Source organism: Allobosea sp. TWI1241 (genome assembly GCF_039673065.1).
Classification (GTDB): domain Bacteria; phylum Pseudomonadota; class Alphaproteobacteria; order Rhizobiales; family Beijerinckiaceae; genus Allobosea.
Genome location: NZ_JBDJKW010000001.1, coordinates 569,884 through 582,628 on the forward strand (window position 1 = coordinate 569,884; position 12,745 = coordinate 582,628).

At 70.8% G+C, this 12,745-nt stretch carries 13 protein-coding genes; 7 read left to right on the forward strand and 6 right to left on the reverse strand.

Annotation, left to right across the window (positions count from 1 at the left end; translation table 11 throughout):
• Positions 1 to 6: 6 nt before the first annotated feature.
• From ABE438_RS02750 to ABE438_RS02765, 4 genes are all read right to left on the reverse strand, one after another.
• Entirely contained in the window at positions 7 to 867 is an 861-nt protein-coding gene (locus tag ABE438_RS02750; RefSeq protein WP_346500946.1) for a TIGR01459 family HAD-type hydrolase, read from the reverse strand.
• Positions 864 to 1,796, reverse strand: a complete 933-nt coding sequence (locus ABE438_RS02755; protein ID WP_346500948.1) for a sugar kinase — start codon at positions 1,794 to 1,796, stop codon at positions 864 to 866. The genes ABE438_RS02750 and ABE438_RS02755 overlap by 4 nt, the downstream gene beginning before the upstream one ends.
• Before the next feature lie 127 nt (positions 1,797 to 1,923).
• Positions 1,924 to 3,048: a coiled-coil domain-containing protein gene (locus ABE438_RS02760; RefSeq protein ID WP_346500951.1), complete on the reverse strand. Its 1,125-nt coding sequence runs from the start codon at positions 3,046 to 3,048 to the stop codon at positions 1,924 to 1,926.
• 85 nt (positions 3,049 to 3,133) lie between these two features.
• Positions 3,134 to 3,715, reverse strand: coding sequence for a DUF1134 domain-containing protein (locus ABE438_RS02765; RefSeq protein WP_346500953.1), 582 nt, complete (start codon positions 3,713 to 3,715; stop codon positions 3,134 to 3,136).
• Positions 3,716 to 3,898: 183 nt separating this feature from the next.
• Between ABE438_RS02765 and ABE438_RS02770 the strand changes: the two genes are divergently transcribed.
• Positions 3,899 to 4,420 carry a YHS domain-containing (seleno)protein gene (locus ABE438_RS02770; protein WP_346500954.1) on the forward strand — a complete coding sequence of 174 codons (522 nt, stop codon included), beginning with the start codon at positions 3,899 to 3,901 and terminating at the stop codon, positions 4,418 to 4,420.
• Positions 4,421 to 4,423: 3 nt separating this feature from the next.
• Here the strand turns inward: ABE438_RS02770 and ABE438_RS02775 are convergent, their stop codons facing one another.
• On the reverse strand, positions 4,424 to 5,266 hold the full coding sequence (locus ABE438_RS02775) for a 3'(2'),5'-bisphosphate nucleotidase CysQ family protein (RefSeq protein ID WP_346500956.1): 843 nt from the start codon (positions 5,264 to 5,266) through the stop codon (positions 4,424 to 4,426).
• 218 nt (positions 5,267 to 5,484) lie between these two features.
• Between ABE438_RS02775 and chpT the strand changes: the two genes are divergently transcribed.
• The 6 genes from chpT (at position 5,485) to ABE438_RS02805 (ending at position 11,714) form a co-directional block, all read left to right on the forward strand.
• Positions 5,485 to 6,123, forward strand: coding sequence for a histidine phosphotransferase ChpT (gene chpT, locus ABE438_RS02780; RefSeq protein WP_346500958.1), 639 nt, complete (start codon positions 5,485 to 5,487; stop codon positions 6,121 to 6,123).
• A gap of 81 nt (positions 6,124 to 6,204) precedes the next feature.
• On the forward strand, positions 6,205 to 8,790 hold the full coding sequence (locus ABE438_RS02785; RefSeq protein WP_346500960.1) for a hybrid sensor histidine kinase/response regulator: 2,586 nt from the start codon (positions 6,205 to 6,207) through the stop codon (positions 8,788 to 8,790).
• Complete coding sequence (locus tag ABE438_RS02790) at positions 8,787 to 9,299, forward strand: chemotaxis protein CheW (RefSeq protein ID WP_346500962.1); 513 nt, start codon at positions 8,787 to 8,789, stop codon at positions 9,297 to 9,299. The genes ABE438_RS02785 and ABE438_RS02790 overlap by 4 nt, the downstream gene beginning before the upstream one ends.
• A 17-nt stretch (positions 9,300 to 9,316) precedes the next feature.
• Positions 9,317 to 9,682 (forward strand): response regulator, encoded by a 366-nt coding sequence (locus ABE438_RS02795; protein WP_346500964.1) that lies wholly within the window; start codon positions 9,317 to 9,319, stop codon positions 9,680 to 9,682.
• A gap of 41 nt (positions 9,683 to 9,723) precedes the next feature.
• Positions 9,724 to 10,833, forward strand: a complete 1,110-nt coding sequence (gene cheB / locus ABE438_RS02800; protein WP_346500966.1) for a chemotaxis-specific protein-glutamate methyltransferase CheB — start codon at positions 9,724 to 9,726, stop codon at positions 10,831 to 10,833.
• Positions 10,833 to 11,714 carry a CheR family methyltransferase gene (locus ABE438_RS02805; protein ID WP_346500968.1) on the forward strand — a complete coding sequence of 294 codons (882 nt, stop codon included), beginning with the start codon at positions 10,833 to 10,835 and terminating at the stop codon, positions 11,712 to 11,714. Before cheB ends, ABE438_RS02805 begins: the two co-directional genes overlap by 1 nt.
• A 173-nt stretch (positions 11,715 to 11,887) precedes the next feature.
• Here ABE438_RS02805 and ctrA read toward each other — a convergent pair whose 3' ends face one another.
• On the reverse strand, positions 11,888 to 12,589 hold the full coding sequence (ctrA, locus tag ABE438_RS02810; RefSeq protein WP_346500970.1) for a response regulator transcription factor CtrA: 702 nt from the start codon (positions 12,587 to 12,589) through the stop codon (positions 11,888 to 11,890).
• Positions 12,590 to 12,745 lie beyond the last annotated feature (156 nt).

The window sequence follows — 12,745 nt, forward strand, 5'->3', positions numbered from 1 at the left end:
GCGGCGTCAGCCCAGCGCCGCCATCGCCGCCAACGGCAGCGGGCGGTGATCGGCCAGCACGCGCGCCAGCCCGGCCGGATCGACCACGCCGTCGCGGATCGTCTCGTCGCGATGGATGCCGCCGGCGATGAAGAGGCTGTCGAAGCCCATCAGCCGGGCGCCGGCGAGGTCGGTGCGCACCGCATCGCCGATCACCAGCACCTTGGCCGGATCGACATCGCGGCCGCCGCGCACCTCGCACGCCGCGGCGAGCGCCATCTCATAGGCCGGGCGATAGGGCTTGCCGGCCCAGGCGACCTGCCCGCCGAGCTCTTCGTAGATCAGCGCCAGCGCGCCGGCGCAGGGCAGCAGATCGTGGCCGACATGCACGACGAGATCGGGGTTGCCGCAGATGAAGGGCAAGCCGCGCGCCGCGAAGCGCTCCAGCAGCGGCCGGTACTGCTCCGGCTGCTCGGTGCGGTAGTCGTTGAGCTCGGTGGCGACCACAAACTCCGCCTCCTCCTCGCCGACGACCTCGACGTCAAAGCCGGCGAAGATCGAGCGGTCGCTGGCCCAGCCGATATGATAGGCCTTGCGCAGATGCGTCTCGGCGATCAGCGAGCGGGTGACGTCGCCCGAGGTGACCAGCCGGTCCCAGGCGCTGCGCGGCACGCGCTTGCCGTCGATGGCGCGCCCGACCTGCTCAGACGGGCCGGGAGCGTTGGAGAGCAGCACCACGGCGCCGCCCTGCGCGCGATAGGCCGTCAGCGCGGCGCAGGCCGGATCGAGCGCCAGCAGCCCGTCATGCACGACGCCCCAGACATCGCTGATCAGCACTTCGTAGCGGGCGAGAAGCTCGCCCGCCTGGGTCAGGACGGGAATGCTCATGACCGGTTCACGGCCTCCAGGGCAATGCGGGCCTCGACATCAGCGCGGCGCGGCAGGGGCGCCACGGCGCTGTAGCCCTGCGTCGAGAGGGCTGCGGCGACGTTGGCGTAGGCGGCGGCCGCGAAGGCGTCGCCGGTGCGGATGTATTCGGCGAGGAAGGCGCCGTCATAGCAGTCGCCGGCGCCGGTGGCGTCGATCGCCGCGACCTTGATCGGCACATAGCGCTGGCGCCGCTCGGGCGTCGCGACCAGCGAGCCGGCATCGCCCAGCGTCAGCGCGACCACGCGCGCGCCGAAGCCGAGATAGAAGTCGGCGATCGCCTCGGGCTCGGTCAGCCCGGTGAGCAGGCGGGCGTCGTCGAGGCCCGGGAGGATGATGTCGGCCATCTCGCAGGCGGCGTGGATGACGGCGCGTGCCCGCGTCAGCGGCCAGAGCTTCAGGCGCAGATTGGTGTCGTAGGCGGTCACGACGCCGGCCTGGCGCGCGATGTCGAAGGCCTCGAACACCGCGTCCGCCGCGCTGGCCGAGATTGCCTGGCTGATGCCGGAGGCCTGGATCACCTTGGCGGAGCGGATCAGCTCCTTCGGCAGATCGGCCGGCCCGTACAGGCTCGCGGCCGACCCGGCGCGCAGATAGGAGAACACGTGCCCCTGCGGGCCGTGCGAGACGAAATAGAGGCCTGTCGGCGCGCTGGGATGGGTGCCGACATGGCTGTCGTCGACGCCCTCGCTGCGCCAGAGCTCGCGGAAGGAGCGGCCGGCCTCGTCGGCCCCGAGCGCGCCGATATAGGCGACCTTGGCGCCCTGGCGGGCCGCCGCGATGGCGCAGTTCGAGGTGTCGCCGCCATGGCCGAAGCGGTATTCGCCGGCCTCGCCGCGCGTCGCGTTGAACTCGCCGAGCGGCTCGCCGATGCAAACGATATCCGTCATCATCCAAACCAGAGCATCACGGCCGCCGGCAAGGCGCCGCGGCAACGGCCCTCCCTAGACCATGTTCGGTGACGCTGGGAAGCTCCGTGACGGCAATTCGGGCCGGGGGCGACGCGGCTGGCCTGCGCTATTCCGCCGCCTCGCGGCTGTCGGCGGCGGCGAGCAGCAGGTCGGCGACGCGGACGATCTCCTGGCGCAGCGCCTCGTCGCCCGCTCGCCCGGCGGAGGCGCCCTGGCGACGCAGCGCCGCGAGTTCGCGCTTGAGCCCGGACCGGTCGGCCCGCGCCTGATCGCGCGCGCCCTTCAGGGTCAGCATCTCGGCATGCAGCGTCTCGACCGCCTCGTCGCGCTCGCGCAGCGCGGCGCGATGGCGCTCCACCTCCTCGGCGAGGCCGGTGGCCAGCGTCTCGGCGCGACCGGCGGCGAGCGCCAGCTCGGCCTCCAGCCCGGCGACGCGGCGTTCCAGCTCGGCGCGGGCGGCACTGAGGTCCTTCATCTCGCTCTCCTGCGCCACGATCCGCTCGCCGAGCGCCACGGCATGGCCGTCGGAAGCGCGCAACGTCGCCTCCAGTTCGGCTGTGCGACTCGCCAGCGCGTCGGCCCGCAGGCGCTCGCTGTCGCGATCGACGGTCATCGCCGCGAGCGAGGCCCGCGCCTCGGCCAGCGCCTGCTCGCTGGTGCCGAGCCTGGCCGCGAGCTCGTCGCGCCGCGCCTCGAGCCCGAGGCGTACGGTCCCGGCCTCGACCAGCCCGACGCGCTGCGCGTCGGCCTCGGCCTGCAGGGCCTCCCGCGCGGCGCCGAGTTCGGCGAGCTCGGCCTCGAGACGGGCGATCATGCTGCGCGCGTCGGCGAGCCCGGCCTCGCGTTCGGCCAGCGTCTCGCTCAGGCGCTCCCCCTCCTGCGTGCGCTGCGCCAATGCGGCATCCAGCTCGCCGATGCGGCCGTCACGCGCCGCAAGATCGCGTTCCAGCCCGGCGATCGCCATGTCGCGCCGGCCGATCTCGGTCATCGCGTCGGCACGGGCGGCGAAGCCGCGCTCCGCCTTTTGCTCGGCGGCACGCTCCTTCAGCGCCAGTTCGGCCCGCAAATGGTCGCGATCGGCCGCGATCTCGGCCAGCGAGAAGGGAAAGGCCACCTCGGCCCGGCGCCGGGCCAGCCTGTCGGCCCGCCGCGTCAACGCCGGCAGCGCCGCCAGCGCCAGCAGCGTCGCCGTCAGGAAGCCGAGCGTGGCGAGCATGACGCCTTCGATCAAGGCCTTCGGCTCCGTGTTCGACGGCGGTCGGGACGATCATCCTGCCATGGCGCAGGCGAGAATTCCAGCAAGCGGGCCTGCCCCCTCAGAAGGGGTTCCAGGTCGCCTGCGGGGTGAACTTCAGGTAGCCGAGATTGACGCCGAGGCGCCAGCCGACGCCGGTGCGGATCGGCACGACGACGATGCCCTGCGCCGTCATCGCGGTGAAGCCGAAGCCGCCGACGAAATAGACCGAGCCGTCGACGCCGCCGAAGCGCTGGTAGAGCGCGTTCACGCTCGGCAGGTTGTAGACGAGCATCATAGTGCGCGCGCCGTCGCCGCCGAAGTCGAAGCCGACGGACGGCCCCTGCCAGAACACCTTGCGGTCGCCGGCATTGCGAGTGAACAGCGTGCCTTCGCCATAGCGCAGCCCGCCGACGAAGGCGCCCGACGCCTCTTGGCCGAGGACATAGCCGTTCGGCTCGCCCCAGCGGCGCACCGCCTCCTCGATGGTGAGCGCGAGACCGCGCGAGACATTGCCGAAGAACTGATGGCCTGACTGCATCAGCTCGTTCTGCGAAAAGGATTCGGGGCGCTCGCCACGCTGCTGCGCGATTGCCGCGCCGCTCGCGGTGCTCAGCGCGAGTGCGAGCGTGGCGGCGAGGATGTCGCGTCGGGTCTGGTTCATCGGAGCCTCTCCAGCACGAGCCGGGCGTCGGGCGTCCTGCCGCTTGCCGGTACGTCGATAAAGCGCAAGACCGCTTTAATTCTCGCGGTTGCAGTCATAACCTGGATACCGTCGATATGTATCCAAGCGGTGAAGACGCGCCGACCGGCTCGTACCCCCCCGTTCGATCGAGGATTTGCCGCGATGAAGGCCGCAGCATGGCGGAAACGCGCCCCGCTCGGGAGCCTCGCTCTGCTGCTGGCAGGCCTGGCGTCCCCCTCGGCCGCGGGCGCCAGCTCGCCCCTGCCGCAGGGGCTGCCCGAGCTGCCGAGCCTCGGCGAGACCATGATGCGCCGGATCGCCGCGCCGATCGCGCTGCGCGGCTTCGACCCGGTGGCCTATCACCTCGGTGACGGCGCCGTTCCCGGCCGCGCCGAATTCGAATTGCAGCTAGACGGCACGGTCTGGCGTTTCGCCAGCGCCGCCAACCGCGCCGCCTTCCGCACCGCCGCGGCGATCTACACGCCGCGCTTCGCCGGGCTCGACGCGGGCGCCGTCGCGCAGGGCATCGCCGTCGACGCCGACCCGCGCATCTTCGCGGTCATCGGCGGCGAGCTGTTCTTCTTCCGCTCGGACGAAAGCCGCGCCGCCTTCCTGGCCGATGCCGATCTCAGGCTGCGCGCCCGAGGCGCCTGGCCCGCCGTCGCGCGCCTGATCGCGAACTGACGCTCAGCCCTGGATGCTGCGTGCCGCGGCGACCGCGCGCAGCGCCAGCGCCTCGCTGCCGGCCGCGACGAAGGCCAGGTTGCGATAGCCCCTGCCTTCGCAGCCATAGAGCGGCCGCTCGCCGGCGAGCGTCAGCACCGCCCCGCCCGCTGCGCCGAGAATGGCGTCGCCGGCGGCGATGTCCCATTCCATCGTGGTGCCGCCGCGCAGATGGAGGTCCGCCTCGCCGGCCGCGAGCAGGCCGAACTTCACCGCCGAGGAGACCGGCACACCCTTCCCCGGCCCGAGGCTGGCGGCGATGCGCTCGCTGGTCGCGTCGCCATGGAAGCGGCTGACCAGCAGGCGCAGCCCCGTCTGCGGCACCGGCGAGACCACGATCCGCTCCGCATCACCGCGCGCTTCGGCGGCGGGGCCGAGCGCCTGGTGGAAGGCGTGCACCCCGCCCGACCAGAGCCGGCCGAGCGCCGGCGCGGCAATCGCCCCGGCCACGGGGCGCCCGTCGCGCACCACCGCGATGCAGACGCAGTAGCTGTCGCCGTCGGCGAGGAATTCGCGGGTTCCGTCGAGCGGGTCGAGCAGCACGAAGACCCGGCCGGCGGCGACCTCGCCGACGCTCTCCTCGCTAATCACCGGAATGCCGGGCAAAAGCTCGGCGAGCGCCCGCTTCGCGGCCGCGTCCGCCGCCATGTCGGCCGAGCAGACCGGCGAGCCGTCCGCCTTGATCCTGACGTCGCGGGCGGCACGCATGGCGAGCAAAGTCGCCGCGGCACGGCGCGCAGCCTCGGCCAGCAGAGCGGCGAGCGCATCGCGGTCGTCGAGGCGCGGATCCTCGGCGGGAATGGTCATGGCGTCCTCGACCGCCTCCGTTGCGGTCCGGCGTCCCGCCGGTCCCGTCCGTCTACAACCGCTAGAACATCCGCTGCCGAAGGGGAAGACGCCGGCGCAGCACTCGCTTCGCGCCGGCATCGCGCCCCGGCTTAACCACCTGCAAACCACCCTCGCGCATGCTGCGGCATCGACGGGCGGCGGAAACGCCGCCCCAGCACGCATTCCAGGACCGGATCATGACCGCCATCTCGCTCGAGCCGCTCGATCTGGCCGCCCTTCTGTGCAGCCGGGTCTGCCATGACGTGATCAGCCCGGTCGGCGCCATCGTCAACGCGCTCGAGGTGCTGGAGGAGGACGATCCCTCCATGCGCGACTTCGCGCTGGAGCTGATCAAGAAGAGCGCCCGCAACGCCTCGGCACGGCTGCAATTCGCCCGCCTCGCCTTCGGCGCCGCCGGCTCGGCCGGCGCGATGATCGACCTCGGCGACGCCGGCACAGTCGCCAACGGCTTCCTCAACGACGAGAAGCTCTCGCTCGACTGGGAGGCGCCGCGCGCGCTGCTGCCGAAGAACCAGGTCAAGCTGCTGCTCAACCTGCTGACGCTGGCCACCCACGCCATCCCGCGGGGAGGCAAGATTACCTGCCGCGTCACCGTCGAGGGCGAGCAGGGCAGCTTCCGCATCACCGCCACCGGCTCGCATGCGCGCATCCCGGCGCATGTCGAGGACCTGCTGGCCGGCCAGTCGGAGGGCGGCACCATCGACGCCCACGCCGTGCAGCCGGTCTATACCGGCATGGTGGCGCGCGCGACGGGCATGGCGATCAGCTTCGCCATCGAGGGCGACACTGTCAGCATCGCGGCCGACGCCGCCTGACGGCGTCCCGCAACCGATCTTAAACCCTTCTGCGGCATTGTCCGGGGCGATGTCCCGTAGCGTAAGCGAGCGGTCCTCGGCATGGACGAGATGCTGCAAGAGTTCCTGAGCGAGACCGGCGAGCATCTCGATACCGTTGATCGAGAACTCGTGCGCTTCGAGCGGGAACCCAACAACACAGACATCCTGCGCAACATCTTCCGGCTGGTGCACACGGTGAAGGGCACCTGCGGCTTCATCGGCCTGCCCCGGCTCGAAGCCCTGACACATGCCGCGGAATCGGTGATGGGGCAGCTGCGCGACGGCGCCTCCGTCTCCTCGACCGCCGTCACCGCGATCCTCGAGACGATCGACCGTATCAAGGACATCCTCTCCGAGCTGAGCGAGAAGGGGCAGGAGCCGCACGGCAACGACAATGCGCTGATCGACGAATTGCGCGCCATCGCCGCCCGCGCGCGCGACGAGCTCACGGCCAAGGCGATGTCGGCGCCGGAGCCCGACCCCGTCGCCGCCTATCTGGCGCGCGTTGCCGGCGATGCCGCCGCCGAGGAGCTCGACATCGAGTTCCGCGCCGCCCCCGCACCGATCGAGGCCGGCCGCCCGGCCGAGGAGGCCGGATCGCGCGCCTGCACCGTGCCGACGCTGCGGGTCAACGTCGACACGATCGAGCATCTCCTGACCATGGTCTCGGAGCTGGTGCTGACCCGCAACCAGCTGCTCGAGGTCGCGCGCCGGCAGGAGGACGCAGCGCTGAAGGCGCCGCTGCAGCGCCTGTCGCTGATCACCGCCGAGCTGCAGGACGGCGTGATGAAGACGCGCATGCAGCCGATCGGCAACGCCTGGTCGAAGCTGCCGCGGATCGTGCGCGACCTCTCCACCGATCTGCAGAAGCGCATCGAGCTGGTGACCGAAGGCGCGGATACCGAGCTCGATCGCCAGATCCTCGAGCAGATCCGCGACCCGCTGATCCACATGGTGCGCAACTGCGCCGACCACGCCATCGAGCCGCCGGAGGAGCGGCGCGCCGCCGGCAAGCCGGAATGCGGCCGCATCCGCCTGACTGCCTGCCACGAGGGCGGGTCCGTCACCATCGCGATCGCCGATGACGGGCGCGGCATGGACATCGCCCGCATCCGCCGCACGGCGCTGGAGCGCGGCCTGACCAGCGAGGCCGAGCTGCGGCAGATGAGCGAGGCGCAGATCCTGCGCTTCGTCTTCCACCCCGGCTTCTCGACCGCCCAGAGCGTCTCCGCCATCTCCGGCCGCGGCGTCGGCATGGACGTCGTGAAGGCCAATGTCGACGCGATCCGCGGCACGATCGACATTTCCAGCATTCCCGGCACCGGCACGACGATCACCATCAAGATCCCGCTGACGCTGGCGATCGTGGCGGCGCTGATCGTCGAGAGCGGCGGGCAGCGCTTCGCCATCCCGCAGATCATGGTGCGCGAGCTGGTGCGGGTGAAGGGCGATTCCGAGCACAGGATCGAGCGCATCAACGGCTCCCCGGTGCTGCGGCTGCGCGACAGCCTGCTGCCCGTGGTCGCGCTCGCCAATGTGCTCGGCCAGAATCGGAACCCGGTCGAGGACGGCTTCATCGTCGTCAGCCAGATCGGCGAGCGCCAGTTCGGCATCATGGTCGACACGGTCTTTCACACCGAGGAGATCGTGGTGAAGCCGGTCTCGTCGAAGCTGCGCCATATCGCGCTGTTCTCGGGCAACACCATCCTCGGCGATGGCGCCGTCGTGCTGATCGTCGACCCCAATGGCATCGTCCAGGGCCTCGGCGCCGCCCCCGAGCATCGCGAGGCCGGGCGCCTCCAGGCCCTTGCCGAGGCGGAGGCCGAGGCGGCGGCGGAGCGCACCACCATGCTGGTGTTCCGCGTCGGCGAGGGCGCGCTGAAGGCGGTGCCACTCTCGCTGGTAACGCGCCTCGAGGAGGTCGACGCCGCGCTGTTCGAGAACGGCGGCAACCGCACCTTGCTGAACTATCGCGGCCGGCTGATGCCGGTGGTGCCGGTCGAGGGCGTCGCGCTGCGCCAGGCCGGCATCCAGCCGCTGGTCATCGTCTCCGACGGCGCCTTCACCATGGCGCTGGCGGTCGACACCATCGTCGACATCGTCGAGGAGACGCTGGAGCGCGACATGCTCGCCACGGTCGAGGACGGCGTGCTCGGCTCCGCTCTGATCCGCGGCCGCGCCACCGAGATCCTCGACCTCGCCCATTACCTGCCCAAGGCCGATCCCGGCTGGCTGCATGCCCGCCGCGAGGAGAGCGGGCAGGACGGCGCCCATCTCCTGCTGGTCGAACCCTCCGACTTCATGCGCGACATGCTGGTACCCGTGCTGAAGGCCTCGGGCCTGCGTGTCCACCATGCCGCGGAGATCGCCGGCGCGGCTGCGCTCGTCGCCCGCCTCGGCGGCCTGGCTGCGACCGTCATCGACCTCGACCGCGATCCCCTCGCCGCCTTCGCCCTTGCCGACGAGTTGCGGGCGCTGCCGGGCCAGGCCGGCTTGCGCGTCATCGGCCTGTCCAGCCTGCCGACGCCGGAGCTGCGCGAGGCCGCGACCGCCGGCGGCTTCGACGCGGTGGTGACGAAATTCGACCGGCGCGCGCTGATCGCCGAGCTCGCCGAGATCAGGGCCGGGCTGAGGCAGGCGGCATGATGGCGGACGGCAACGGCACCGGTCACGACGACAGCGCTTCGGCCCCCGTCTTCGAGGACTCGCTCGACTACGTCACCGTCATGGTCGGCGAGCAGCGCCTCGGCCTGCCGATCGGCCGCGTCCAGGACGTCTTCATGGCCTCGCGCATCACGCCGGTGCCGTTGGCGCCGCCGCAGATCGTCGGCCTGCTCAACCTGCGCGGCCGCATCGTCACCGCGATCGGCATGCGCGAGCGCCTCGGCCGGGCCGCCGCGATGGCGGATGGCGCCGAGGCGGGTGGCGAGCGCGTCGCGGTCGGCATCGAGCATGGCGGCGAATCCTTCGCGCTGATCGTCGATTCCGTCGGCGAGGTGGCGCGCCTCGACCGCAAGAGCTTCGAACCCGTCCCGATCCATCTCGACCGCGACTGGGCCCGGCTGGCTCTGGGAATCCATCGTCTCGACGGGTCGCTTCTCGTCGTGCTCGACATCGACGCCGTCCTCGACATCGACCTGCCGACGGCCGCCTGACGCCTGGAGACACGCATATGAAGTACTGCCTCGTGGTCGATGACTCCGCCGTCATCCGCAAGGTCGCCCGCCGCATCCTCGAGGGCCTGCAGTTCCGCATCGCCGAGGCCGAGGACGGCTCGCGCGCCGTCGACGCCTGCAAGGCCGAGATGCCCGACGCCATCCTGCTCGACTGGAACATGCCGGTGATGGACGGCTACGACTTCCTGCGCGCACTCCGGCAGATGCCCGGCGGCAAGCGTCCCAAGGTGGTGTTCTGCACCACCGAGAACGACATCGCCCATATCGCACGCGCCATGCACGCCGGCGCCGACGAGTACATCATGAAGCCGTTCGACAAGGACATCGTCGCCTCCAAGTTCCACCAGATCGGCCTGCTCTGAGGCGAGCGCCCGATCGAACCAGCGAAACGACAAGCCCTTTCATGCCGAGCCCCTGGCCTCTTCCGAAGACCGAGCGGCCGAGCACCGTGCTGATCGCCGACGATTCGGTGGTGGTGCGCGGGCTGATCGCGCGCTGGCTCGGCGACAGCGACGGCTTCCACGTGGTGGCCGTGGCCGGTGACGGCGAGGCCGCGATCGAGCAGGCGGCCCGCCACCGCCCCGACATCGTCATCCTCGACATCGATATGCCGGTGCTCGACGGCGTCGCCGCCCTGCCCCGCCTGCTCGGCGTCAGCCCCGCGACGGCGGTGGTGATGACCACGACGCTGAGCGAGCGCAATGCGCGGCTCGCCCTGCAATGCATGACGCTGGGGGCCGTCGACGTGCTGCCGAAGCCGGAAAGCCGCATCGGCCTGACCGGCTCGCTCGACTTCCAGCGCGACCTCTTCGCCAAGCTCTCGGGCATCCGCCAGGCGCGCCGTCAGCTCGCGCCGCCGCCGGTTCTCGCCATGGCCGCCGAGCCGGCGCCGCGGCCCGAACCGCCGCCGGCTCCCCTCTCGCTGGTGCCGCCGCGCTATCTGCTGATCGGCGCCTCGACCGGCGGGCCGCGCGCCGTCACCCGCGTGCTGTCCGATCTCGGCCCCGCCCTCAGCCAACTGACCACGCTGATCGTCCAGCACATGCCGCCGCTGTTCACGACCTCCTTCGCCGAGCAGATCGCCGTGCAGACCGGGCTGCCGGCGCATGAGCCCGTCGACGGCGAGCCGCTGGTCTGCGGCGCGATCTATGTCGCGCCCGGCGGGCGCCATCTCGGCATCGACCGGCGCCACGGCCAGGTAGTGGCGCGCATCGACGACGGCCCGCCGGTGCGCTTCTGCCGGCCGGCGGTCGACGTGCTCTTCGGCGAGGCCGCGCAGCAGCTCGGCGCCTCGGTGCTGGCGCTGATCCTCACCGGCATGGGCAGCGACGGCACGGACGGCGCGGGCGCGCTGCGCCGCGCCGGCGCCACCGTCATCGCCCAGGACGAGCCGACCAGCACGGTCTGGGGCATGCCGGGCTCCGTCGTGCGCGCGCACCACGCCAGCGCGGTGCTGCCGCTCGGCGCCATCGGCCAGGCGATCCGGACCCTGGTCACGGAGGGCCGGGCCTGATGACCGAGCGCGATTTCGCCTTCCTGCGCGACCTGCTGCACCGGCGCTCCGGGCTGAGCCTCGGCACCGACAAGCACTATCTCGTCGACAGCCGGCTCGGCATGCTCTGCCGGCGGCTCGGCATCGAGGACATCCCGGCCCTGGTCGAGCGGCTGCGCGGCGAGCCGCATGGTGAGCTCGAAAGCGCCGTGGTCGACGCGATGACCACGAACGAGACCCTGTTCTTCCGCGACCGCACGCCGTTCGACCTGTTCCGCAACGTCATCCTCCCGGAAAAGCTCGCGGCCAATGCCGCCAGCCGCAGCCTGCGCATCTGGTGCGCGGCGGTGTCGTCCGGCCAGGAGGCCTATTCGCTGGCGATGATCCTGCACGAGCACGCGCAGAGCCTCGCGGGCTGGCGCGTCGATCTGCTCGGCACCGACATCTCCGCCGAGGTGCTGGAGAAGGCGCGGCAGGGCCTCTACACCCAGTTCGAGGTGCAGCGCGGCCTGCCGATCCAGATGCTGCTGCGTCATTTCCGGCAGGAAGGCGACAAATGGCGGGTGGACGAGCACATCCGCGGCATGGTCGAGCTGCGGCGGCACAACCTGCTCGATCCGAACGCGCATTTCGGCCAGTTCGACGTGATCTTCTGCCGCAACGTGCTGATCTATTTCGACGTGCCGACCAAGGCCCGCGTCATGGACGCGCTGGCCCAGCGCCTCGCCCCCAACGGAGTCTTCGTGCTCGGCGCGGCCGAGACCGTGATCGGGATCAGCACCAGCCTGGTGCCTGACGAGACGCATCGCGGGCTCTATCGCGACGCCGGCGCGCGCGCGGTCTCCTCCGCGCCGGCCGGAGGCGGCTTCGTCGGCCTGCCCCTGCCTCCGCGCGGCGCGTAAGCCCTCAGGGCGGCGCGGGCCGCAGGCACGCGGATTCACTGCCCTGCCCAGACAGAGCCCCACACAAACAAAAACCCCGCCTCTCGGCGGGGTCCCCGTTCGCCTGCCGTGTACATCCGACGTTCAGGCGAGAAAACGGATAGGCGGCGATGATGACGCCGCGATGACGGCCGTCAGGCCGGAATGCGTTCCTCGACCTCGTTCGGCTCGCGCAGCACATAGCCGCGGCCCCACACCGTCTCGATGTAGTTCTTGCCGTCCGAGGCGTTCGCCAGCTTCTTGCGCAGCTTGCAGATGAACACGTCGATGATCTTCAGCTCCGGCTCGTCCATGCCGCCATAGAGATGGTTCAGGAACATCTCCTTGGTCAGGGTCGTGCCCTTGCGGAGCGAGAGCAGCTCCAGCATCTGGTATTCCTTGCCGGTGAGGTGCACGCGCTGGGCGTCGACCTCGACGGTCTTGGTGTCCAGATTGACGACCAGGTCGCCCGTGGTGATGACCGACTGGGCGTGGCCCTTCGAGCGGCGGACGATCGCGTGGATGCGCGCCACCAGCTCGTCCTTGTGGAACGGCTTGGTCAGGTAGTCGTCCGCGCCGAAGCCCAGGCCCTTCACCTTGTCCTCGATGCCGGCCAGGCCGGAGAGGATCAGGATCGGCGTCTTGACCTTGGCGACCCGCAGCGCCCGCAGCACCTCGTAGCCGGACATGTCGGGCAGATTGAGGTCGAGCAGGATGATGTCGTAGTCGTAGAGCTTGCCGAGATCGACCCCCTCTTCGCCGAGATCCGTCGTGTAGACGTTGAAGCTCTCGGACTTGAGCATGAGCTCGATGCTCTGGGCGGTCGCGCTATCGTCCTCGATCAGCAGAACCCGCATGTCACGTCCCCAATTTCGCCCCGAGGCGAACGTCCATTTCTCGATCCGACCAGCGCCCGAGTGGCCCTGACCGACGAACGCTTGCCCGATGAAACGCCACGCGACACGCTACGGAGAAATGGTTAACAAACCCTGATTCCCGCGCGCAAGCGCTTC